We start from the raw sequence: 24104 nt of genomic DNA on the forward strand, positions 1-24104 counted from the left end.
TATTTAACCTGAACTAAACGGTATGACTGACGCTGGTATTTGCTTCCGAGTGTACATTAAACTTCTGATTTAAAATCAATAAAATTTGATCGTAGTACTCTGAATTCGGTTTGTTACCCAGCAGCTTACACAGCTCATTACCAGTCGGGGTAAACCGGTAATAAAGCAGTCTCACTCCTTTAGTGTTGACGTGCAGTGCCAGGCTTTTACCTTGATAGGCAAGAGCCAGCGGCGTTTCTACGCTGATTTCTCCCGACTCCAGTTCGCTGCTGTGGAGTAAACCTAATTCAATCAGTACTAGTAAGCTGGAGTAAGGGAGCTGAAAAGAGCCCATATTTAAGTTACTTGTAGTATCTCTTTTTCCGAAGCTGAAAATTCCATTGTGCGCTTTGTATCCAATCAATAGTTTACGGCTTCCGTCGCTGCCAAAACTACAAGCGAGGGAGGCCGCTCTTTGTAAAGTTTGCGCTTCTTTCGGAGACATATCTTTAAGAACTTTGAGTGCTTTCATGGAAGTGGAGCCGGGGTTGGTGACCTCACGTTTCAGTACCTGCGCCCAAAGCTTTTGCATGGAGCGGTTGTGAATATCCTGCGCCATTTCAAAAAAGCGGTAAAGCCAGTCCTGATCTGGTTCACCAGCAGCTTCATCTCTGCATGAACTGTGTGCCAGTTTTAACACTTGTTCGAGGTTTTTCTGGCGCTGTTCCTGACGTCGTTGTTCACGCAGCTGTGCTCGTTCTAATGTGGATTTAGCGGGTGGTTCAGTTTGCAGCAAAGCATCGAGTCCATAGATCTGAGCGATGCTCTGAATGCGGCTGGCACTATCTTTGATATAGCTGCTTTTATTGTCGTGATGACGGTTTTGCTTTGAGTTGGGCTGGTGCTCGATGACTACAGGTTGCTTTTCTGATTCTGCCATTTATGTTCCTACCGGGGGCTGCGGTTAGCGCTATACCAATACCAGTAATTTGATGTTCAGTTAATGGCTGGAATTGATATAACCGTAATTTACACCGTATTAATTCTATCGACCAGAGACCTAGAGTCAGAATTTGATCAAATAACGCTATCCAAAATGATAATGAATTGTTAAAATTGTTATCGTTACTTTGGAGGGGCGATGAAGTTCTCACAAGAAAGCAAATTTAAGAAGCACTTGTCGATAGCGTTTCTCTTCGCGCTATATGTCGGTGTATTAGCGTATCTGTCTCGCTACATAATGTAATACCAATCTAAATTAGTAGTTACTCACTCACTTAATTCTGATTGGTATATCTTCAGGTATGAAAAAGGCGCCTAAGTGACGCCTCAAATATACTTTCCCGTTGCTGACGATGAAAAACTACATATCGTCGTAAGTTTCCAGCTTGGTACCTTCTATCATGTAAGCCGTTTGCGCTAACTCATGACTGATGACCTCTGTCTTTAGCTTACCTACAACGTAGACCACATCCCAAAGCTCCTGTACGGGTGCGCCTTCGGGAAATTTCACATAGATAATTTGATTCGGTGGCGGCGGTGGCACGTGAATACAAGCACCAAAATACGGTACCAATAAAAACTCAGTCACGGTATTAGAGTCGCCTTCCAGAGGTATCACGAACCCCGGTATTTTTACCAGACTTCCATTCAGCTCGGTCCGTACCCCGCCGATTGTAGATTGTTGGGCTGCTCCACCACTATGTTCTGACGAGGCAGGCATGCCGACACTGTCGAACATTTTCCGTTCTGACTCAGGCACTAGGTCAATCCAGTCGAGCGCTAGCGGTTCTTCACTGGCCATCACAGGAACAGTGAATGAAATCATCAGCAAGCAGCCAGCGAGTATTTTTTTCCACATTTTTCTATATCCTTATTGTCATTCCGTCACTGAGTGATTGTCGGTAAGCGCGAAATGCCGGAATGAAGCCAATCACAATACCTGCACATTGTATAAAGCCAAGCAGCATCCATTCATATGGCGACAATGTCGTTAATGTAAGGTGTATACCATAGCTTTGTTGGATGATAGGTTGCAATAGAGCAAGAATGGAATACAAGCCCGCTACGCCAACAAAAATACCGGCAAATGTAAGCAAACTGGCTTCACTGATGAGTAAAGAGAACACATGTTTCGGCCTTGCTCCCATCGCTCTTAGAATCGCCATCTCGCGGCGGCGCTCCTGCAGGCTGGTCAGCAGGCTGCTTAGCATTCCGAGTAATCCGGCGACAACGACAAACCCTGATACGGCCATCAAAGCTTGTTCAGCAACAGACATCATGCCCCATAACTCATGCAGCGCAACACCTGGCATGATGGCACTCAATGGTTCTTTGGGATAAGTATTGATTTGTCTTTGCAGAGCAAATGTCTGAATACGAGATTTCAAACCGACCAACATCGCGGTGATCTGCTTTGGCTGGAACGCTCTGGTTTTAATCTCATCCGCGTTTGGTGTCGGACCTAAACGGGCACCACTTTCCCATCCGATATGGATAGCTTCTATCGCTTCAAGCGAAACGTGGACGGTCTTATCTACCGGTGTGCCTGTAGGCGCAAGGATACCAACGACCTTAAATGGCAAGTTATCATGTCGGCTAAAACCAACGTCGCTGATGCCGTGGGCAATGATGATTTCGCTGCCGATTTGGTATCCGAGCTGTTTGGCTACGTCAGAGCCAAGAACCGTTTCAAATAACCCATTGAATTCCTTGCCTTCAATTAAAGTTAGTGCTTGCTTACTCCCGTATTTATAATGCTCGAAGTAGCTGTGGTTTGTGCCCATTACACGAAAGCCTTTGTGCGAGTCTCCCAGTGAAATGGGAATTGCCCAGTCTACGGTGCGGTGGTTTGCGAATTCCTGATAGCTTTTCCAGTCAATATTGTTGGTAGCATTGCCGATTCTGAATACTGAATAGAGCAATAAATTGACCTGACCTGAGCGTCCGCCGATGATTAAGTCGGTACCAGATATTGTATTGGCAAAGCTGTCTTTGGCCTGGGTCCGAATACGTTCGACACCGAGCAGTAAAACCACAGAGATTGCCACTGTCAGAACGGTAAGCAGTGCGGTCGCTTTGCGGTTCATCAGGCTTTTCCAGGCGAGCTTTACTACGGCACTCATGATGCGTCTCCTAGGTTTTGAACCTGATTTAACTCAGGCAGATTAAGCGTTCGGTCAAACAAAGCTTCGAGTGTCGGATCATGGCTGACGAAAACCAGAGTGGCGTTGGCTTGGTTCGCTTGTTCCATCAGCAGTTCAATAAAGGCTGTGCGGTTATCATGATCTAAGGCGGATGTGGGCTCGTCGGCAATGACCAGTTCAGGCTGGCCGATCAGTGCCCGGGCTGCGGCAACCCGTTGTTGCTGGCCAATACTCAGCTCTGAAACAGGCTTATCGTGCAGTTCTCTTGGCAGGTGCAAGCGCTCGAGTAGCGTCGCTGCTTGCTCTTCCAGCAGGGAAGCAGATGCACCAGGCGCAACACGGTTTCTGCGAACGGCACTGAACTGGCACGGGATCAGGACATTTTCGATCACATTTAAATATGGCAACAAATTGAATTGCTGGAAGATATAGCCAATATGATCGGCACGAAATTTATCTCTCTGGCTTGCTCGTAACTTTGCGATATCTGTTTCCAGTACAGAGAGTGACCCCGAAGTCAGGGTATTAATGCCAGTGAGCAGACCGAGAAGTGTCGATTTACCACAACCACTAGGCCCTTTGATAAAAACATGCTCACCTTGTGCAATATGTAACTGTGGGATATTGATGGTTGCGTTTTCCGAGCCAGGCCAGACAAACCGGGCGTTATTCAGCTCAACAACGTTTGACGCAGATTCAGTCATAATAATTACCGGAAAATGGCGTGTAAGTGGGCACTTACACGCCGAGTGGGTTACTTAATCACGATTTTTGTATTGCCTTTGTTCAACTTGGTTGCTGACTGAGTGGTGTCAGTGAATAAGTTAACACTGACTGACTCAGTCGCTGGGAACTGCTTAAACCAAGTGGTATCGATGCTGCTAAGTTTAGATACTGCGTCACAGTGGAAGCGGTATTGAGCACTGAACTCTCCATGACTATTATGTTCACTGTCATGGTTATGCTCTTCATGTTCGTGACCTTCATGGTCGTCATGATCATGAGCGTCATGATCGTGGTGGTCATCGTGAGCATGCTCATCATGATCTTCGTGGTCATGTTTGTCGTGGTCATCATGACCGTCGTGTCCATCTTGCTCCAGCGTATGAGCGACGTGAACGTCTTCAATCACACATTTTGCCTGCTGGTTGATAGTGAACAGCCTACCGCTATCTTTCAGAGCAGCAACGGCTTGCTTCAGCGCTTGCTCTTGTTCTGAGTTCTCTGGCGCGTGCTCAAAGCCTACTACGTCAGCTCCCGGAGCAGTGATTTCAACTAACAAATCCTTGCCGTCCTGAGCGATGTTAAACTCTACGTGGCCGTGAACATGAGCGTCGTGTTGACGGTATTCTTCTGCGTTAGCCGCTGATGTTAGAGATAGGCCGATAACAAGAGCGAGAGCGTGTTTAGATGGCATGATTATTTTCCTGATTTTGCGTAATTCTTTGGTCTGGTTGCTGAGTTTAATCAATTGGTTATCAGCAACTCGTTTTTACTAGTATGAGGAGTTTTTAACTGTTAGCAAAAACAGGAGGGGCCCGGGCTGTGTAACGGATCTTTTTCGCACTGAACTGCTTTTCAATGACATCGGAAATGGTTACATGCTGATAAGGCGGAGTGGACAGTGCTGGCAGAGCCTTAACCAGACCGTGGTGAGCTCCGGCAAACATCTGGCAATGGTGGTTGTGGTGTTCAGGGTTTAGATCGAGCTGGTGGTCTATGGTGGCAAAGTTCCACGCGATCAGTAGTGCAACACTGATTAAGACAACAGTGCGACGCCAATGAGTTGTGGTTGCTTGCCAGCGGTAGTGCATCTTAAAACCTGAAATGAGACTGAGTGTTATAATATAACACCAAGTATCGTTAAAAGTTCATTCTTTTATTAATGCCGAATAATTTATCTCTGATGGAATAAGAGCTTACGACTAGAGGCGCTGAAAATGCTCCTTGTCCAGTGGAACAAGGAGCGGACAATGACAGATCCTAGATATTTTGCTGGATTAGACTGATAACCTGATCGATTTCATCTGTAGTCAGCGAGCCTTCTTTGATGAACAAGACCTTGCCTTGTTTATCTTGGACTATGATTGCAGAGCTCTCTTCCTGCAGCGCCCAGTTACTTGCCACTACACCATTTTTGTCCAGTACCATTGATGACCAGGGAAACTCCTGCTTGCTGTCTTGTGCTGACGATTTAACAAATGAACCGGTTCCCCAAATCGAGTCATCCTGGTTGATTATCGTCGTAGTCTGGTAACTGTCTTCAGGGAACTTAGCCGCAGTGATAGCTGACATAAGGGGAGCATTCATTTCTTTCGCACTGCTGCGTCCGGCAATCGCCTGAATCACACGTGTTTTTCCCAGCATGTGCTGTGTTGCCCATGGTTGGTAGGCAACACTTTTATCCTGCATAACAATTTCACCGTACGCAGCGACTTTTACGTCAGGAACGCTTTCTCCCACAGAGAGATTATGCGCGAGCGCTAGGCCTGGGGTCATTGAGAGTACAACAGAGAGGAGAGTCTTAGTTTTCATATTATTATAGTCCGTACAAGTGTAGAGGCTTATGTTCAAGTACGTAGAGGCACTTGGTAAAGCAAGATTGGCGTAGTTTATACCCAAATAACCTCAAAATGTTTATTTTCAACTCATTCGGGCGTAGCCAGTATATTAGCACCACTAATAAATTTATATATTTTGTTAACATTTATTTAACGTATTGGGCCGTGTAATATTGCGTTGTGATTAGGATTTGCTAGAATGAAGTCGATCGCAAATTATGCAACAAGATTGTTAGGGATAGACAATCTGTATTTGCTCAAAGGAATTGAGGTTAAAGATGTTACGTGAATTCGCAGTGTATCGGCCACTCCAGGTGGCTCGTTTTGTTAAGACACTATTTAAAGGTCAGTTCTTCATCGCAGGGATTGGCAGTTTCTATTTTGATAATGGCAAGGTTCTGCTTCCTGATGTCAAAGATCAAAAAAGGCTTACCGTATATAGAGAAGTGAATCAGGCGATTACCACGTTACAGGTTAAGTAAACGAAATAGTGGATTAAGAGACAGACAGTAAGAGCGACCATGGTCGCTCTTTTTCGTTATATCACTTGTCTTTTAGCCTTGTAAGCTTGGTGGGAAGCAAACACCAGTACCGCCCAGACCACAGTAACCTTCAGGGGTTTTAGCCAGATATTGCTGGTGGTAGGTTTCTGCAAAGTAGTACGGCCCTGCTGATTGTATTTCAGTGGTGATGCTAGCACGCTGCTCTTCTTGCAAGGCTTGCTGATACTGCTGCTTCGATTGTTCTGCGATCTCCTGTTGCTGCGCAGAATAGGTATAAATCACAGAACGATACTGAGTACCAAGGTCATTACCCTGACGCATACCCTGAGTCGGATCATGCTTTTCCCAGTATGCTGCCAACAGCTGCTCCAGAGAAATCTTGCGTTCATCGAATACCACTCTCACGACTTCCGCATGACCAGTTGCTCCGGTACATACTTCTTCATAAGTCGGGTTTTTTGTATATCCGCCTGAGTAGCCAACCGAAGTTGAGTCGACCCCCTCAAGCTGCCAAAACAGGCGTTCCGCTCCCCAGAAACAGCCCATACCCAACAGAATTTGCTGCTGGTGAGGTTGCAGTGGTGCAGTCAGACTTGATTGATTAACGAAATGAACATCTTCAATCTGCATCGGCTGCTCTCTGCCCGGTAGGGCATCTTCTATACTGATTAATGTCTGTTTGTCGAGCATGCTATCTGTCCTTCTAAATGTGTCTTAAGTTTGCGAACTTTTCCCAGTTCGTTTTTATCTGTTAGTGTAATGACAAAGACCGTGCTAAAGCCATTAATATTACAGACTTAGCGCGGAATTGGCGCTATCATTATTCTTGTTTACTTCATCATACTCAGCTAAAACGCATGATAAAAAAAGCTCTCCCGATCATTGTTGTTGGCTTATTTTCTTTTCCCTATAACGCCTCTGCCAAAGTCTCTATGAAGCTACAAGGCATTGACGGTGCGCTGGAAGATAATGTCAAAGCTTACCTGTCCTCAATTCCTGATGATGACATTTCGACTTCATTGCGTTTTCAGGCGCGATTGGACGAAAGTATCACTGAAGCGCTCAATGCGCTTGGGTATTATCATGCCGAAATTTCATACACTGTTACTGAAAATAACGATGAGCTGATCATTAATATCGAAAAAGGCTCACCGGTTAAAGTCAAGGTGATGGATGTCGTGATCACTGGTGAAGCTAAAGAGGATGAAGAGTTCTCGAATTTGATCGCCGCATCGCCTTTAAAAGTTGGCCGGACCCTCAACCAGGGGGAGTACGACAGCCTTAAATCAGGGATACGCAACCTAGCATTACAGCGTGGTTATTTCAAAGGGGATTATCAGCTCAATCGCCTGGAGGTTATTCCGGCACTTAATGAAGCGAATATTCGTTTGCATTATGACAGTGGTATTCGTTATCACTTTGGCTCGCTTACTATTACCGGCAGTCAGATCTGGGAAGAGCGTGTCGCTTCAATGAGTCCCTTTAAGACGGGCGAACCTTACTTAGTGTCGAGTGTGGGTGAATATAACCAAAACCTTTCTAACACGGATTGGTTCTCATCCGTTTTTGTTGAGCCTGATTTGAGCCAACTTGAGGTTGGGCGGGAATTACCAGTGAAGGTCTCTTTGGCTCCGGCAGCGAAAACCAGATCGAAACCGGTATCGGTTATTCTACTGACACTGGTGTGCGCGGTACCCTGAAATGGAAAAAACCGTGGATCAGTGCCCGGGGGCACAGCCTCGATACCGCATTCTCTCTTTCTCAGCCAGAGCAAACCATCACCGCGGGTTATAAAATCCCGCTGGATGATGTTCTGCACGAGTACTACCAGCTTCAGTTTGGTTTGAAGAATCTGGATAACCGCGATACACAGAGCTTAGAGTCTAATCTGGCCGTAGAGCGCCATTGGTTAGAGGATAATGGCTGGCATAAGACGGTGTATGTGCGTCATCTTTACGAAAACTTCTCTCAGGGTCTACAGGAAGATGGCCTGCAATTCTTACTACCGGGAGCTACCTTCTCACGTACCCGTATTCGCGGCGGCGCTATGCCTATGTGGGGCGATAAGCAAACCGTTACGGTGGAGTACGGCGATCCGGCTGTGCTATCTGCAACCAGAGTGCTGCGTGTGTTAGGAAGAACGTCCTGGATTCGCAGTGTCGGCGAGAATCATAGGGGGTTGTTCCGCCTTGAAGGGGGCGCCAATATCTCGGAAGAGTTTGAAAAGCTCTCTCCGTCTCTGCGTTTCTTTGCTGGTGGTGATAACAACATTCGCGGTTATGGTTACGAATCTATTTCTCCCGTTGATGAAAGTGGCGCGTTAACGGGGGCGAAATACATCCTGAGCAGCACACTTGAGTACCAGTATCGCATTACCGGAAACTGGTGGGGCGCAGCCTTTTACGACATGGGTGATGCGTTTAATGATACCCCTGAATTGAAAGCGGGTACCGGGGTTGGTATTCGCTGGGCTTCTCCTGTCGGTCCGGTCAGCTTCGACTTTGCATGGGGATTGGATGAGCCTGATAAGAACGAGTTCCGCATCCACTTCTCTTTGGGGCCTGAATTATGATGAAAATGATGTTTAAGTGGACCAAATGGCTGTTGTTGGGCTTAGCTGGTCTTCTGCTGTTGCTCGTCATTTTAGTGTCGACCGTGATGTTTACTCATCCTGGTTTGAAGCTGGCGGTATGGGGCGCAGAAAAAGCGCTGCCACAATTACGAGTTGGGACAATTCAGGGGGCACTGTTCCCTGGCTTCTCAATGCACGACGTCAGTTTTGTTGACGAAGCCCTGAACATTGATGCAAGGGTTGAACGTTTGGCTCTGGCGATCAGCTTCCGATGTTTCTTTGAGCCTAAAGTCTGTGTAGATGAACTGGCTCTGCAAGGCGTTAATTTCCAGATGCCGGAACTCCCACCTGCAAGTGAAGAGCTGGAAGAGGAGACAGCACCACTGCGTTCTGTCAGCACGCCGGTACCAATTTTTATCGATAACGTCAGTTTCAACGACATTCACCTCAACATATTAGATAACCAAATTGATTGGCAGCAGTTTTCGACAGCGTTATCGATGCAGGATGATCAGCTGGTGATTAAACCGACTGTGTTAGAAGAAATCAATGTTGCTTTAGCCGAGAGTGAGGCGGAATCAGAGCCAGCCAAAACTGAGATAGTAAAACCTGAGGAGACTGCTGCTCAGGATATTGTTTTGCCTGAAGTCTGGATTCCTCTCACGATGGATGTTGAGCGCTTTGATATTAACAACTTCAGGTTAGCTGGTGAGACACCTGTCATTGTGCATCATCTCGGTCTGGTTGCACGGGCAGGAGGTGAACTTGTTGATGTGAATACGCTTGAACTTGATATGCCTGAAGCCGAGGCTACATTGAGTACACAAGTAACCCTTTCTGCTGACTATCCGATCAAGGCGCAACTGGATGCGCTAGTCAAACAAGAGGATGTTAAAGGACAGAAGCTGTCGCTATCAGCTTCGGGTTCTGTCGGTGATTTATCGCTTGAAGCAACGCTTTCAGAACTGGCTAAAGGCGAGATCCGAGGTAAAGTTCAGCCACTTAAAGCTCAGCTGCCATTTGATGTCACCATTCAGAATGCAGAAGCGCAGTGGCCGCTTCACGGAGAAAGTGATTATCAGGTTTCGGTTCCAGGTCTGGCTGCGAAAGGCTCTCTTGATGGTTATGACGTTACCCTTGAGACCAAAGCATCCGGTAAGGAGATTCCGGATGTCGATGTGACTCTAAACGGTAAAGGGACGCTTGAGCAAATCGATCTGGACAGTCTGATTATCAAAACCCTGGGTGGTGAGCTGTCCGGTAAGGTGATGGCGAACTGGGCAGCACCAGTTAACTGGCAAGCCGATCTTAACCTGCAACATATTCAGCCTGGTTTGCAGTGGCCTGAAGCAGAAGGGGACATCAGTGGTAGCTTGTCCACCTCTGGCTCATTAACCGACCAAGGTGGTTGGCAGGTCAGCCTTCCTACGCTGGATATTGACGGTGTATTACGCGGTTATCCGCTTAAAATGAAAGGTCAGCTGGAAGCTTCAGATAAGAGCGGTAAAGCTGAGGATATCAAGCTGACGACGCAAGGATTAGTTCTTGCACATGGGCCTAACCAGTTAAACGCCAAAGGTGAGATAGATAATCAAATTTTGGTAGATGTTGAGGTTAACTTCCCCGATTTTGCGAAAACAGTGCCTGAACTTAGCGGTAATATGAACGGTAATGTCGCCGTGCGTGGTAGCTTGAAAGAGCCGGACATAAAGTTAGATTTAGCGTTAAACAAGCTGAACTGGCAGAAGCTGGCCAAGGTAGAAACGGTCACCCTGAAAGGCGATATTTCAGCACTGCCTGCGCCGAAAGCCGATGTCAGTCTGGTCGCGAACAATATTGTCTACGACAGTATGAATATTGACAGTGTTGATCTCGAACTGTCAGGGGATGAGAAACGGCATCAGCTGACTCTGGATGCTGTCTCGGATATTGCTTCAGCCAGCCTGGAAATTCTGGGCTCACTAGAACAAAAGCCGCAAATGATCTGGGAAGGGGCTCTGACTCGTCTGTCACTTGAAACTCCTCAGGGTGACTGGGCTCTGCAAAAATCAACGGCTGTGAAGGTTAATGTCGATAAGCAGATTGCCGATGTTCAGGCGCATTGCTGGGTACAGGCGCAATCAAGTGTGTGTCTGTCTGAAGACATCAGTGTCGGTAAAAGTGGCGAGGCGAAGGTCGTAGTCAACAATTTTGATTTCAGCCAAATCAAAGATCTGTTACCGCCAGAGACTAAGCTGCAAGGTTCCGTGAGTGCACTGGCTGTTGCAAAGTGGGCTCCGGACATTAAGCCGCAAGTGACGCTGGATGTTGAAATGCCAAAAGGTCAGGCAGAGCAGACATTGGGACAGCCGATAACGGTCGGCTGGGAAAGTGTCAGCCTGAAAGCGGCTCTCGCCAAAGATAAGCTGGATGCACAGTGGCTTATTGATGTGGCGGACAACGGTGATCTTTCCGGTAATGTATCGTTGGTTAATGTGTCTTCAGAATCCCCTGAGATTGCAGGTACTGTATCACTTTCAACGCTCCATCTGGACTTCCTTGCCCCATTGATTGGCGAGTACAGTTTGTTCAAGGCAAGCATGACAACTGATCTGGCTCTGTCCGGCGATGTCATGCATCCGCGGATAAACGGTCAGTTCCTGATTGACCAAATTAAACTGCAGGGTGAGGTTACACCAATTGATATCAACTCCGGTCAGGTGGCGATTAACTTTAAAGGTCATCAGGCCGACTTAAATGCAGGCATCATCACCCCTGATGGAAAACTAGAAATCACGGGCGACGCGGACTGGCAGGACTTACAAAACTGGCACTCCAATGCGCGGGTGTTCGCCAAAGAACTCAAAGTTGATATACCACCAATGGTGAAAATCAAAGTTGAACCTGATATGACGATCGAGGTAACCCCAAAACTCGCTAAAGTGCAGGGAGACATTAACCTGCCATGGGCACGAATTGTCGTAGAAGAGTTACCACCAAGTGCAGTTGGTGTTTCGAGTGATCTGGTGATTCTCGATGAAAACATGCAGCCAATAGACGATACGGTGGCGGTACCATTTAACGTTGAAACTGATATCAACATTAAGATCGGTAACGATTTCCAACTGTCTGCGTTTGGTCTGGAGGGCGGATTGCGGGGTAATCTCAAAGTCAGTCAGCGCGATAAAGGGCCTTATATTGTTGGTGAAGTTAACATTGTTGACGGTTCCTACCGTTCCTTTGGTCAGGATCTGGTGATTGATGAAGGTAAGATCATCATGAGTGGCCCAGCGGACCAGCCGTATGTTTCTATTAAGGCGATTCGTAATCCTGACAACACTCAGGATGACGTGACGGCTGGGGTGCGAGTTACCGGCCCTGCATCTGACCCAAGTATGGCGATTTTCTCGGATCCCGCGATGCCTCAGGCGAATGCGCTTTCTTATCTGTTACGTGGCCAGGATATTGATGCAGAATCCAGCGGGGACGCTATGACAACCGCTTTGATCGGTATCAGTCTGGCGAAAAGTGGCCGTGTGGTTGGTGAAATTGGTGAAGCCTTTGGTGTTCAGGACTTGCAGCTCGATACGGCTGGTTCGGGAGACGATTCTCAGGTGACGGTAAGTGGTTACATACTGCCTGGTCTGCAGGTCAAATATGGTGTGGGTATCTTCAACTCTCTGGGTGAGTTTACGGTTCGTTACCGCTTAATGCAGGATCTATATTTAGAAGCCGTTTCTGGTGTAGACAGCGCAGTTGACCTACTCTATCAATTTGAGTTCGATTAAAGCGCAAGAGCGTAATTCATAAGCTAAGGAGTGGTTATGCAGCATCTAGTGTTTGTATACGGGACTTTGCGTCAGGGCGAATACAATCATCACTATTTGAGCTCGGCGCAGTTCCTCGGCCTCCATGAAAGTGATGCTCAGTTCACGTTGTATGATCTGGGGCCCTACCCGGGAGTCTCTGAAGGTCAGCAATCCGTGCAGGGTGAAGTGTACATGATTGATGACGATACGCTTGCCGCACTGGACATACTGGAAGATGTACCCGTTGAGTACCGCCGAGAGAGCATCAGTACGCCCTTTGGAGAGGCCTGGATTTATATTTATCAGGATACGGAGCAACTGACAGAAGAGATAGGCTCCGGGGATTGGTGTCAAAGAGTATAACTAACCTCTGCGAGCCCGGTCGTTTTCTCCGGCTACGACGTTAGTCGTATTTTGCTTACCGAACACCGAGTTAATCGAATCCGGAGTTCGGGTAAAAATTCGGGTAAAAAAAGAGCTGCATTGTTGCAGCTCTTTTTTGTGGAAGTCAGCTTGCTTATTTGTTTTGTGCACGCTCGTAAGATTCGAGGATTTCAGCTTTAGCAGCTTCAACGTCTGCCCAGCCATCAACCTTCACCCATTTACCTGTTTCCAGTTCTTTGTAACGCTCAAAGAAATGGGTAATTTGCGCTTTCAGTAACTCAGGGATGTCACCGACATCCTGGATGTGCTCATACTCTTTAGAGATTTTAGAGTGAGGGACCGCCACAACTTTTGCATCCTCACCAGACTCATCCGTCATTTTCAGTACGCCGACAGGGCGACAACGGATAACGGAACCCGGCATCAGCGGGTAAGGCGTCGGAACAAGTACGTCAACCGGGTCTCCATCAAGAGACAGCGTATGGTTCACGTAGCCATAGTTACACGGGTAGAACATTGGCGCAGACATGAAACGGTCGACAAATACAGCACCAGAGTCTTTATCTACTTCGTATTTAATAGGGTCTGCGTTAGCAGGGATTTCGATAACGACATAGATATCTTCAGGCAGAGATTTACCTGCTGGTACGTGGTTTAGGCTCATTTGAAACTTCCTTTTCAGTGAGGATGAGTAATTACGATTGATTCGCAACTCACTTTAGCGACAAAAACGCGGCAGGTAAACACCTGCCGCGTTGGACAAAGGTCTGAAATTATTCGTCGCGATTCAGTTCAAGGAACTCTTCAACCTTGCGTACCATGTTTTTCGAACCAACAAAGAAAGGTACACGCTGGTGTAGTTCAGTCGGTACGATGTCCATGATGCGGTTAACACCATCAGAGGCAATACCGCCGGCCTGTTCGATCAGGAATGCCATCGGGTTGCACTCGTAAAGCAGGCGAAGCTTGCCTTGCGGATGGCTTTGTGTGCTTGGGTAAAGGTAGATACCGCCTTTAAGCAGGTTGCGGTGGAAATCTGCAACCAGAGAACCGATATAGCGGGAGGTGTACGGACGACCATCTGAAGGCTCATTCTCTTGGCAGTACTTGATGTACTTTTTCACACCCAGTGGGAAGCGGATGTAGTTACCTTCGTTGATTGAGTAGATTTGGCCATCTTCCGGGATCATCATGTTTTCATGTGACAGACAGAAGCTGCCGATAGAAGGATCGTAGGTAAAACCGTTAACACCGTTACCAGTGGTGTAAACCAACATAGTAGAGGAGCCGTAAATTACATAACCAGCGGCGACTTGTTTATGACCAGGCTGAAGGAAATCTTCTTCTGTCGCTGGAGTACCAATCGGAGACACACGACGGTAGATTGAGAAAATCGTACCGACAGAGACGTTTACGTCGATATTAGAAGACCCGTCCAGTGGATCCATTAATACAACATACTTGGCGTTTTGGCTGAGTTCTTTGTTGAACGCAACTGCTTCATCTTCTTCTTCGCTGGCTACACCACAAACCTGATCGCGAGCCTCAAGTGCCGCTTTAAATTTGTCGTTCGCATAAACATCGAGTTTTTGCTGAGCTTCGCCCTGGACATTTTCCGTGCCCACAGCACCAGTAATATCACCAAGGCCAGCAGCATTAATTTCGCGGTTAACGATTTTAGCAGCTAAACGAATCGAAGCTAAAAGAGATGAGAGATCACCACTAGCGTGGGGGAAGTCCGCTTGTTTTTCGACAATGAATTCGCCTAGGGTGCGTAATCCTGACATGGTCAATCCTTACATTTTCATTTTGTTGGGGGTGTTGCGCAAAGAGTGCATCTCTTTATGGATGTTAAACGTTTGCGCTAAACGTAATTTTATGTCGAAGATCTTTTTAATGGTAATAAACTAACCGCCTGAGATCTCAATTTATTTGTCTGGTCAATGAGGAGCTCATCAATTAGTCACAAGGCTGTACAGTCTGTGTTCAATCTTGTCATATTTTTGAAAGGGGCAGCCAGAAGAGCGCCAAAGTCACTCGCTTTATCAGCTGGTTCTCGCGATAATAAAAGCATTAAAGAAGGCATTACAAGGTTAAGCTTATGCACATCCATATCTTGGGTATCTGTGGCACGTTTATGGGCGGCGCAGCAATTTTAGCTCGTCAGTTAGGACATAAAGTGACGGGTTCTGATGCCAATGTTTACCCACCAATGAGTACGCTATTAGAGTCTCAAGGTATTGAAATAATTGAAGGCTTTGACCCTTCTCAGCTTAATCCTGAACCTGATTTGGTCGTGATTGGTAACGCTATGAGTCGCGGTAATCCGTGTGTTGAGCACGTTCTCAATAGCAATATGCGTTATACCTCCGGACCGCAATGGCTGAATGAATTCTTGCTGCATGACCGCTGGGTACTGGCAGTGTCCGGTACTCATGGTAAAACCACAACCTCAAGTATGCTGGCGTGGATACTGGAAGACTGTGGTTACCAGCCGGGTTTCTTAGTCGGTGGTGTATTAGGGAACTTCGGTGTATCGGCCCGATTGGGTGAAAGCATGTTTTTTGTTGTAGAAGCAGATGAATACGACAGTGCTTTTTTCGACAAGCGTTCTAAGTTCGTGCATTACCATCCGCGCACTTTAATCATGAATAACCTGGAATTCGATCATGCGGATATCTTCGACGATCTTGAAGCGATTAAGCGGCAGTTCCACCATTTAGTGCGTACTGTTCCGGGGAATGGTCTGATTCTTGCTCCCAAGCAGGATAAGGCGCTGAGTGATGTGCTTGAACGTGGTTGCTGGACAGAAAAGCAGTTTTCAGGTGAAGAGGGAGACTGGCAGGCGCATAAACTGGTTGTCGACGGCTCGAAATTTGAGGTGTCGCTGCAAGGTAAGAAAGTGGGGACCGTCGAGTGGGATTTAGTCGGCGATCATAACGTGGATAATGCGCTGATGGCCGTTGCTGCCGCAAGGCATGTTGGTGTGGCGCCTGAGTTAGCCTGCCAGGCACTTGGTCGCTTTATTAATACCAAGCGCCGACTTGAACTGAAAGGTGAAGAGCAAGGTGTGACCGTCTATGACGATTTTGCTCACCACCCAACCGCTATTGAACTGACCGTAGGTGGCCTGCGCAACAAAGTTGGTGATAAACGCATTCTGGCGGTACTGGAACCTCGTTCCGCGACGATGAAGCGTGGTGTGCATAAGAATACACTGGCCGATTCACTGCACAGTGCAGATGAAGTGTTCTTATTTCAGCCAGACAGCATTGAATGGTCTGTACAGGAAATCGCTGACCAGTGCCCGCAACCGGCCTATGTTGATGCTAACTTAGACCGTTTTGTCGCAAAAATCGTTGAAAGAGCAAAATCCGGAGACCAAATTCTGGTGATGAGTAATGGTGGTTTCGGCGGTATTCACGGTAAACTTCTCGAACAGTTAAAACAAAAAGCTTAATCAGTTATGTCCCACAAAAAACAGCAGCAAAAAAAAGCCATTACGTTAGCACTTACTGGTGCGTCAGGAGCTCCTTATGGTCTTCGGCTTTTGGAGTGTCTGGTTGCTGCGGACTATCACGTGTACGTGTTGATATCGTCTGCTGCGCGCGTTGTCATGGCGACCGAGCATGATCTCAAGCTACCGAGTGGTCCGCAAGCGGCGCAAGAAGCTCTGGTGGCTCACCTGAATTGCAAGCCAGACAATATCACCGTGTGCGGTAAAGATGACTGGTTTTCTCCTGTTGCTTCCGGTTCTGCTGCGCCGAAACAAATGGTAGTTTGCCCGTGCTCGGCAGGCAGTGTCGCGGCGATTGCGCATGGCATGTCGGATAATCTTATCGAGCGTGCCGCTGACGTAGTCATGAAAGAACGTGGTCAGTTACTGCTTGTGGTGCGTGAAACGCCATTCTCGACCCTGCATCTGGAAAACATGCATAAGCTGTCACAGATGGGAGTCACCATCATGCCAGCAGCTCCGGGATTTTATCACCAGCCAAAGAGCATTGAAGATTTAGTCGATTTTATGGTTGCACGTATTCTCGATCATCTTGGCATTGAGCAAGGTCTGGTGCCTCGCTGGGGGTATGATCAGCGTTGCTGAACGAGTTTTGCTGCTAATACAGACTTTTATCTTCAGCAGTACTCATAAATCGCAATGACCTTGCTAGCATCGCAAGGTTATTTGGGGTTACAATCCACGCAACTCATCGGGGAGCAAACCCATTTTGTATTGTGTTTATCAATATGTGGGCGCTGAGACCTAAAGGCTTAACCTAGTTAGGCTGCGGGGACCCGTATTACCTGAACCAGATAATGCTGGCGTAGGAATTGAGTCTGGATATTCGTCATCCCAAATAGCCGCCTCAAACCTGTGCCGCTCACAAATTCCCAGACATGGAGAGCGAGCCGTGAAACCCACTCTAAGCCTGATTGCCCTTGCTGCAATCACAACGACTTCAGCGTTTGCCGCTGACAACACCTTAACCATCTATACGTATGATTCGTTTGCCGCAGATTGGGGACCTGGTCCTAAAATCGAACAGGCTTTTGAAGCCAAGTGCGGTTGTGACGTTAATTTCGTTGCACTGGATGATGGCGTATCGATTCTAAACCGTCTCCGAATGGAGGGCGATAACAGCAAAGCAGATATCGTGTTAGGTCTGGATAACAACTTAATGGCTGAGGCGAAGAAAACAGGCTTGCTGTCAGAACATGATGTCGATACTTCCGGTACCGTGTTGCCAGATGGGTGGAGTGACAAAACGTTTGTACCCTATGACTATGGTTATTTTGCATTTGTTTATAACAAAGACAAACTGACTAACCCGCCTAAAAGCATGAAAGAGCTGGTTGAAGAGCGCAGCGATCTGAAAGTGATTTATCAGGATCCCCGTACTTCTACACCGGGGCAGGGATTGATGCTGTGGATGAAGTCAATCTATGGTGACAATACCTCACAAGCCTGGCAGCAGCTGTCAGCTAAAACCGTGACGGTGACGAAAGGCTGGTCAGAGGCGTATTCGATGTTCCTTAAAGGTGAGTCTGATTTAGTGCTTTCTTACACTACCTCACCTGCTTATCACCTGATCGCAGAAAATGACGCTAAATTTGCTACAGCTGATTTTTCTGAAGGTCACTACATGCAAGTGGAAGTGGCTGCTAAGGTTAAAGGTACCAAAAACCCGAAACTGGCGGACGAGTTCCTCAACTTTATTTTGAGTGATGAGTTCCAGTCAGCTATGCCGACAGGTAACTGGATGTACCCGGTTACCAATGTGGCTCTGCCTGAAGGTTTTGAAACCTTGAGCGTACCAGGTAAGTCACTGAGCTTTACCGCTGATGAAGTGGCAAAAATGCGTAAGACCTGGATTCGTGAGTGGCAAAGCGCCCTGACTTTCTAAGAGCGGTTCTTTTGAATAATGTACCAAAAATAGGAATAGGGGTCGCGATAGTCATCGCGGCCTTTGTTATTTCTGCCTTAAGCGCTTTAGTTTTACAGGCACCGCCTTTAGATGTGTCGGTAATCTGGGATGATCCTTATTATCAGCATGTCACTAAGTTCAGCTTTTATCAGGCTTTTCTGTCTACCTTACTCAGTGTGGGTTTTGCCGTTCCTGTCGCGCATGCACTTTCTCGGCGTACATTTTTTGGCAAGCAGTTGTTACTCAAACTGTTTGCTTCCACTTTAGTATTGCCCGTTCTGGTCGGTGTTTTCGGATTACTGGCGATTTACGGGAACAGCGGTCTGATTGCTCAGTGGTTACAAAGTGTTGATGCCAGGCTGCCATTTTCCATCTATGGCCTGAACGGAATTTTGCTGGCGCATGTGTTCTTTAACCTGCCTTATGCTGCGCGATTATTGTTGCAGGCGCTGGAATCGATTCCTGCTGAACAACATAAGTTGTGCGCGCATCTTGGCATGAGTCACTGGGATAAGTTTCGCTGGGTTGAGTGGCCGCGATTAAGACAGCAGCTTCCGCATGTCAGTGGGCTGGTCTTTATGCTGTGTTTCACCAGTTTTGCTACTGTCATGGCGCTGGGCGGCGGACCTAAATCGACCACGATAGAACTGGCAATCTACCAAGCGATTAAATTTGATTTTGACCTGCAAGCTGGCGCTTTGTTAGCACTGTGGCAGATGCTGTTGTGCGGTGTACTTGCTGTGGGAGTTCAGAAGCTGACAAAGCCAGTCTCCATAAGTGCTGGTAGCATCTCTGTACAGCAATACTTAACGAAGGATCATGGGTGGTCAAAAGCTTGGGATAGCTTTTGGATCATAGGTGCCTTTTTACTGGTTGTTCCGCCGCTTGCAATGGTGGTTCTGAGTGGTATCAATTACCAGATTGGTCCGGTATTGAGTGACCAACGCTTTTGGTCTGCGCTATTTAACTCGCTCAAAGTGGCGGGATTAGCCAGCACCCTCGCCGTTACCGCCGGTGTCTCCATTTTGCTCACCAGCCGTCGCTGGCGCTTGCAGTATCAGAACGCGCGTGCAGACCATATTGAGCTGATTGGCACTATCATTCTGGTGACGCCGGGACTAGTGATCAGTACCGGATTGTTCTTGCTGCTACGCTCTTTCACTGATGTATTTAGCCTGGCATTTTTCGTGGTCATCTTGGTTAATGGTCTGATGGCTCTGCCTTATGTCATTAAGACAATGGCGCAACCTATGCTGCACATTGAACAGCAGTATCAGTATGTCTGTGCCAGTTTAGGAATGCGCGGCTGGCAGCGCTTTAAAGTCGTGGAGTGGCGAGCTCTGCGTAAACCCTTTGCTCATGCCTTTGCGATTAGCTTTATGTTTGCTATCGGGGATTTAAGTGCGATTGCGTTATTTGGCGGGCAGGAGTTTCGGACTTTACCGCTGTACTTGTTCCAGCTGCTCGGCAGTTATCAGATGGAAGCGGCTGCCGTGGTATCAGTGACCTTACTATTGCTTAGTGTGGGCTGTTTTACTCTGATTGAGAAAGGTTTAAAAACGAAAGAGGAAGCGTAATGCTAGTGTTGGATGATGTGCAGTACACCTACCAGCGTGAACTGTTTCGTTTTGATTTAACTATTGGGCACGGTCAGATTGTCTCACTGATGGGGCCAAGCGGAGCCGGAAAATCGACGTTGCTGGCCTTAGTGGCAGGGTTCATTAATCCGGACCAGGGTGATATTTTTGTCGGGGGAGAATCCATTGTACTTAAAGAACCTTATCAGCGTCCTTTCTCCATGCTGTTTCAGGAGCATAACCTGTTTGCTCACTTGTCGGTGCGCGACAACATCAGCCTGGGATTGCATCCGGGTTTGAAACTTACGCCTGAGCAAAAATCACAGGTCGAGCAGGCCGCACAGCAGGTTGGAGTCGCAGAGTACCTAGACCGGTTGCCAGAACACCTATCGGGCGGTCAGCGTCAGCGTGTGGCTCTGGCACGTTGTTTTGTCCAGCCTCACTTGATGTGGTTGCTGGATGAACCATTCTCGGCTCTGGATCCTGTCCTGCGTGAAGAAATGCTGGGTTTAGTAAAAAAACTGGCTGCCGAGCGGGGGATTACCGTACTCATGGTGACTCATCATCTGAGTGATGCGAAAGCCATAGCAACCCATTTCGCGTTTGTCGCTGGTGGAAAAATCGAGGCGGCGGGTGAAATTAGTGAGCTCTCGACTGAGCATCCGAGTCAAGTTTTACAAGCCTTTGTTCGGGCGGCCGGGTAATACCATTCGTTATCAATAACTGGTCAGGATAAAAAGCAAAAGGTTGATGTGAGCATCAACCTTTTAGTTTACGACGTTTATTTATTGAAGCTAGCTTGGCTTCACCACCATCACGTTAACGGGGGAGTATTCCACTACCTTACTGGCGACAGAACCTAGCATCACTTTATTGATCTTCGAACGCTTGTGGCTTGGCATGATAATAAGGTCTACCCCTAAACGCTTAGCGTGTTCGATGATGGTTGTGTACGGCTTACCTTCAGCAACGTGGATACTGTAGGCAATGTCCTCTTTGATGTTGTCTTTTGCAAATTCCGTTAACTGATGTTCGACATCCTGCTTCATTTTCAGGGCGGCATCTTTCGGGAAATAACTCGCAACCATCGACATATGGATACCCGGCACAACCGTCAGCAAATGAATAACGGCATTGGCCTGCTTCGCCTGCCAGACTGCCAGTTCAACGGCTCGGTCTGAGAATCCTTGATCATTGAGATCAACCGGAACAAGAATTTGTTTATACATGCAATTTCTCTCTCTCAGCCCCCGGTCTCCCAGGGGCAAATCGGTTATGCGCTGAGTTGTTCTTTACGCGCACGACGTTTCTGGTTCATAGCGAGCACCAGCAGAATTAACAAGCACGGAACGAACACCCACTCTTTCATCGGACGCTCGGCATCCTGAACTACCGACTTGATCTCCCAGTCAAAGTCGATACCAGAGGACTCTGCCGGACTACCAAATTCCACCATATCAACAATCATTTTTCCGTTATTTTCGGTCAGCATCAGACCCATAGACGCGATGCGTTCTTCTGCTGTTTTGGCATTGTCGTCAAATGGCAGCACTACGGTTTTTTCAATGTGTTCACCTTCGATGTTATCTCCGGCAACCCTGAGTTCTAACGATTGTCCTGTTTTTAAGTTCTCTGTAATTTGAGCCACTTCAACACCGGGAGAAACCACTTTGGCAGGGTAGAGCATGTCCCACCAGAACCCCGGACGGAAGAAGGAGAAAGTCAGTACTAATAATAGAACGGTTTCCCACCACTTGTTGCGAGTCAGCCACCATCCTTGCGTGGCCGCGGAAAATATCAGCATCGCAATGATGGAAGAGAGGACTGTCAGCGCTAAATGCCACCAAGTGTCGATCCCCATCAGCAACAGTTGGGTATTGAAGACAAACATGAAAGGAAGAATAGCTGTCCGGATATCGTAGGTGAAGCCTTGAATACCAGTACGAATCGGATCGGATTTCGCAATCGCGGCGGCAGCAAAAGCGGCCAAACCAACCGGCGGCGTATCGTCAGCTAAAATACCGAAATAGAACACAAACAGGTGTACGGCAATCAGAGGAATGATCAGGCCATGTGCTGCACCAAGCGTGACAATAACCGGTGCCATCAGTGTAGATACCACAATGTAGTTTGCCGTCGTTGGCAGACCCATCCCCAACACTAAACTGATCACCGCGGTGAACAGCAGCATCAGGAACAAACTACCGCCTGATATGAATTCGACGAAGTCGGTCATGACCAGGCCAATACCGGTTAGCGTGACGACACCAACGACGGTACCAGCTGCCGCCGTCGCAACGCCAATACCAATCATGTTACGCGCACCAGAGACCAAACTCTCCGCCAAATCGACAAAGCCGTCTTTGGTTTGCTGAAGTAAATCGCCTTGTCTTGAATACAGAGCCATCAAAGGGCGCTGAGTCAGCAAAATGAAGATCATAAATACCGTTGCCCAGAATGCAGAGAGCCCTGGTGAGAAGCGTTCTACAGTCAAACACCACACCAGCACCACAATCGGCAACAAATAATGCAGGCCTGATTTTACGGTTGGGCCTGGTTCCGGTACTTCCGTCAGCTCTTCTTCAATGTTCAGCTCGCCATCTTTAGCATGGTTTGCTGAGACTTTAACCAGAGCCGCATAGGCAATAAGCAGCGCAACCATCACGATTGGAGTTGCTGCTGCGCCAAAGGCGTCTTTGGTCCAGCCTACACCGTAGTAAACCAGTGCACTGATAATACAAAGGCCTAAAATCGTTCCGGTAAAGGATAACAGGCTGTGCAACAGAGTTGGGTTATGACGACGCGGCAGGCCTGTCATACCTGCTTTACATGCTTCAAGGTGAACGATGTAAATCAGTGCGATATACGAGATAAGAGCTGGCAATATCGCAGCTTTGATGACTTCAACGTAGGAGATACCGACGTATTCCACCATTAGGAATGCGGCAGCGCCCATGATTGGTGGAGTTAGCTGACCATTCGTTGAGGCTGCAACCTCTACCGCACCAGCTTTGGTGCCCGGAAAGCCGACACGTTTCATCAACGGGATTGTAAAGGTACCGGTCGTTACTACGTTGGCAATCGAAGAGCCTGACACAAGACCAGACAGACCTGAAGCGACAACCGCTGCTTTAGCCGGACCGCCTCTCATGTGTCCGAGCAGGGAGAATGCCACTTTAATAAAGTAAGCACCTGCACCAGCACGCTCTAACATTGCACCAAACAGCACGAACAAAAATACGAAGGAGGTAGAAACACCCAGAGCGACACCGAATACCCCTTCGGTGGTCAGCCATAAATGCGACATTGCTTTATTTAAGCTTGCGCCTTTATGAGCGATCACGTCCGGCATGTATGGGCCGGCAAAGGTGTAAGTGAGAAAGACAGCAGCAACGAGCATTAATGGTGGACCCAGCGCACGTCGCGTTGCTTCCAGCAGCAGAACCATGCCGATTACCGCCACAACGATATCGGTCGTTGTTGGCGCTCCGGAACGACCGGCGAGTTCCGTGTAGAAAAGATAAATGTAAGCCGCTGAAAAGCTACCTGCTAATGCGAGAATCCAGTCGACAATCGGAATGTGGTCGCGAGGAGAATGTTTCATTGCAGGGTATGCAGTAAACGCCAGGAAGATCGCGAAGCTTAAGTGAATTGCACGAGCTTCAGTGTCATTCAGTACGCCAAAATTAAAAATAAATGGTAGCGGAGATGCGTACCATAGTTGAAATAGTGACCAACACAGAGGAACAAACCACAGGATTCGTCCCTGTATTCCTGATGGGCTGCGGGCCCCTGTGTCTGCCTGAGCCACCATATCTTGCACATCTTGTGACGGGGCTTTATTCGTCGCCATGTACTTTATCCTTATTATTGATGGTTCTGCCTGTTTTATAGGTCGAAAATGCAATTCGTCTATATCAGTGTAGTGAACTGAGCGAAGTTTGTTGTCGGCTTGTTATCGAGTATTCCGCTGCCTGAAGTCAGGACAGTCTTGTCTAACGCTCTTATTGGTGGTGTTATCGCGTTTGCGTGGAATGCATGTGAGGTTGTTAAAAACCGACGAATATATGACTTGGATATCGACAAAGTAGGCTGGCGTAGCTGTAGTTGCCAGCATACTTTGTCGGGCAGAGAGCAAAGTGTTTCTGCCTTGGTTAACAAGTAAGGGAGA

21 protein-coding genes, 1 pseudogene and 1 riboswitch are annotated in these 24104 nt (G+C 47.6%); of the genes and pseudogenes, 10 read left to right on the top strand and 12 right to left on the bottom strand.

The window, feature by feature from the left end; translation table 11 throughout:
- Window positions 1-13: 13 nt before the first annotated feature.
- From KHN79_RS01465 to KHN79_RS01495, 7 genes are all read right to left on the bottom strand, one after another.
- Entirely contained in the window at window positions 14-919 is a 906-nt protein-coding gene (locus tag KHN79_RS01465) for a TIGR03899 family protein (protein ID WP_182009738.1), read from the bottom strand.
- A 423-nt stretch (window positions 920-1342) separates the two neighbouring features.
- On the bottom strand, window positions 1343-1840 hold the full coding sequence (locus tag KHN79_RS01470; RefSeq protein ID WP_182009737.1) for a DUF3299 domain-containing protein: 498 nt from the start codon (window positions 1838-1840) through the stop codon (window positions 1343-1345).
- A 4-nt stretch (window positions 1841-1844) separates the two neighbouring features.
- A complete protein-coding gene (locus KHN79_RS01475; RefSeq protein ID WP_182009736.1) occupies window positions 1845-3104 on the bottom strand; it encodes an ABC transporter permease in 1260 nt (419 codons plus the stop codon).
- Window positions 3101-3829 (bottom strand): ABC transporter ATP-binding protein, encoded by a 729-nt coding sequence (locus tag KHN79_RS01480; protein WP_182009735.1) that lies wholly within the window; start codon window positions 3827-3829, stop codon window positions 3101-3103. The genes KHN79_RS01475 and KHN79_RS01480 overlap by 4 nt, the downstream gene beginning before the upstream one ends.
- A 50-nt stretch (window positions 3830-3879) precedes the next feature.
- On the bottom strand, window positions 3880-4542 hold the full coding sequence (locus KHN79_RS01485; RefSeq protein ID WP_182009734.1) for a DUF2796 domain-containing protein: 663 nt from the start codon (window positions 4540-4542) through the stop codon (window positions 3880-3882).
- A gap of 94 nt (window positions 4543-4636) precedes the next feature.
- Window positions 4637-4939 carry a DUF2607 family protein gene (locus tag KHN79_RS01490; RefSeq protein ID WP_182009733.1) on the bottom strand — a complete coding sequence of 101 codons (303 nt, stop codon included), beginning with the start codon at window positions 4937-4939 and terminating at the stop codon, window positions 4637-4639.
- Between the two features lie 169 nt (window positions 4940-5108).
- Window positions 5109-5660 (bottom strand): YtfJ family protein, encoded by a 552-nt coding sequence (locus tag KHN79_RS01495; RefSeq protein ID WP_182009732.1) that lies wholly within the window; start codon window positions 5658-5660, stop codon window positions 5109-5111.
- 304 nt (window positions 5661-5964) lie between these two features.
- Between KHN79_RS01495 and KHN79_RS01500 the strand changes: the two genes are divergently transcribed.
- Complete coding sequence (locus tag KHN79_RS01500; protein ID WP_182009731.1) at window positions 5965-6168, top strand: DUF1107 domain-containing protein; 204 nt, start codon at window positions 5965-5967, stop codon at window positions 6166-6168.
- 72 nt (window positions 6169-6240) lie between these two features.
- Here KHN79_RS01500 and msrA read toward each other — a convergent pair whose 3' ends face one another.
- Window positions 6241-6879 carry a peptide-methionine (S)-S-oxide reductase MsrA gene (msrA, locus tag KHN79_RS01505; protein WP_182009730.1) on the bottom strand — a complete coding sequence of 213 codons (639 nt, stop codon included), beginning with the start codon at window positions 6877-6879 and terminating at the stop codon, window positions 6241-6243.
- Between the two features lie 167 nt (window positions 6880-7046).
- Here msrA and KHN79_RS01510 point away from each other — a divergent pair.
- From KHN79_RS01510 to KHN79_RS01520, 3 genes and pseudogenes are all read left to right on the top strand, one after another.
- Window positions 7047-8761 (top strand): annotated as a pseudogene (locus tag KHN79_RS01510) (autotransporter assembly complex family protein).
- Window positions 8758-12528, top strand: coding sequence for a translocation/assembly module TamB domain-containing protein (locus KHN79_RS01515; RefSeq protein WP_182009728.1), 3771 nt, complete (start codon window positions 8758-8760; stop codon window positions 12526-12528). The pseudogene KHN79_RS01510 and the gene KHN79_RS01515 overlap by 4 nt, the downstream one beginning before the upstream one ends.
- 36 nt (window positions 12529-12564) lie before the next feature.
- Window positions 12565-12912: a gamma-glutamylcyclotransferase gene (locus KHN79_RS01520; protein WP_182009727.1), complete on the top strand. Its 348-nt coding sequence runs from the start codon at window positions 12565-12567 to the stop codon at window positions 12910-12912.
- Window positions 12913-13066: 154 nt separating this feature from the next.
- Here KHN79_RS01520 and ppa read toward each other — a convergent pair whose 3' ends face one another.
- Window positions 13067-13597: an inorganic diphosphatase gene (gene ppa / locus KHN79_RS01525; RefSeq protein WP_182009726.1), complete on the bottom strand. Its 531-nt coding sequence runs from the start codon at window positions 13595-13597 to the stop codon at window positions 13067-13069.
- Window positions 13598-13706: 109 nt separating this feature from the next.
- Window positions 13707-14720, bottom strand: a complete 1014-nt coding sequence (gene fbp, locus KHN79_RS01530) for a class 1 fructose-bisphosphatase (protein ID WP_182009725.1) — start codon at window positions 14718-14720, stop codon at window positions 13707-13709.
- A gap of 314 nt (window positions 14721-15034) precedes the next feature.
- Here fbp and mpl point away from each other — a divergent pair, with 314 nt between their 5' ends.
- The 5 genes from mpl to thiQ all read left to right on the top strand — a co-directional run bounded on the left by mpl (window position 15035) and on the right by thiQ (window position 20637).
- Window positions 15035-16393, top strand: a complete 1359-nt coding sequence (mpl, locus tag KHN79_RS01535) for a UDP-N-acetylmuramate:L-alanyl-gamma-D-glutamyl-meso-diaminopimelate ligase (protein ID WP_182009724.1) — start codon at window positions 15035-15037, stop codon at window positions 16391-16393.
- A 6-nt stretch (window positions 16394-16399) separates the two neighbouring features.
- Window positions 16400-17035 (top strand): flavin prenyltransferase UbiX, encoded by a 636-nt coding sequence (locus tag KHN79_RS01540; RefSeq protein WP_182009723.1) that lies wholly within the window; start codon window positions 16400-16402, stop codon window positions 17033-17035.
- Between the two features lie 97 nt (window positions 17036-17132).
- Window positions 17133-17279, top strand: a riboswitch (TPP riboswitch).
- 63 nt (window positions 17280-17342) lie between these two features.
- A complete protein-coding gene (thiB, locus tag KHN79_RS01545; protein WP_182009722.1) occupies window positions 17343-18335 on the top strand; it encodes a thiamine ABC transporter substrate binding subunit in 993 nt (330 codons plus the stop codon).
- Between the two features lie 11 nt (window positions 18336-18346).
- On the top strand, window positions 18347-19933 hold the full coding sequence (thiP, locus tag KHN79_RS01550) for a thiamine/thiamine pyrophosphate ABC transporter permease ThiP (protein ID WP_182009952.1): 1587 nt from the start codon (window positions 18347-18349) through the stop codon (window positions 19931-19933).
- Window positions 19933-20637 carry a thiamine ABC transporter ATP-binding protein gene (gene thiQ, locus KHN79_RS01555; protein WP_182009721.1) on the top strand — a complete coding sequence of 235 codons (705 nt, stop codon included), beginning with the start codon at window positions 19933-19935 and terminating at the stop codon, window positions 20635-20637. The genes thiP and thiQ overlap by 1 nt, the downstream gene beginning before the upstream one ends.
- A gap of 90 nt (window positions 20638-20727) precedes the next feature.
- Here the strand turns inward: thiQ and KHN79_RS01560 are convergent, their stop codons facing one another.
- The gene (locus KHN79_RS01560) at window positions 20728-21162 is read right to left on the bottom strand and encodes a universal stress protein (RefSeq protein ID WP_182009720.1); all 435 of its coding nucleotides are present in this window, start codon (window positions 21160-21162) and stop codon (window positions 20728-20730) included.
- A gap of 44 nt (window positions 21163-21206) precedes the next feature.
- Window positions 21207-23786, bottom strand: coding sequence for a TRAP transporter permease (locus tag KHN79_RS01565; RefSeq protein ID WP_182009719.1), 2580 nt, complete (start codon window positions 23784-23786; stop codon window positions 21207-21209).
- Between the two features lie 138 nt (window positions 23787-23924).
- Between KHN79_RS01565 and KHN79_RS01570 the strand changes: the two genes are divergently transcribed.
- Window positions 23925-24098, top strand: coding sequence for a hypothetical protein (locus KHN79_RS01570; RefSeq protein ID WP_182009718.1), 174 nt, complete (start codon window positions 23925-23927; stop codon window positions 24096-24098).
- The last annotated feature ends 6 nt before the right edge of the window (window positions 24099-24104 follow it).

This window comes from Vibrio sp. B1FLJ16 (assembly GCF_905175385.1).
Taxonomy (GTDB): domain Bacteria; phylum Pseudomonadota; class Gammaproteobacteria; order Enterobacterales; family Vibrionaceae; genus Vibrio.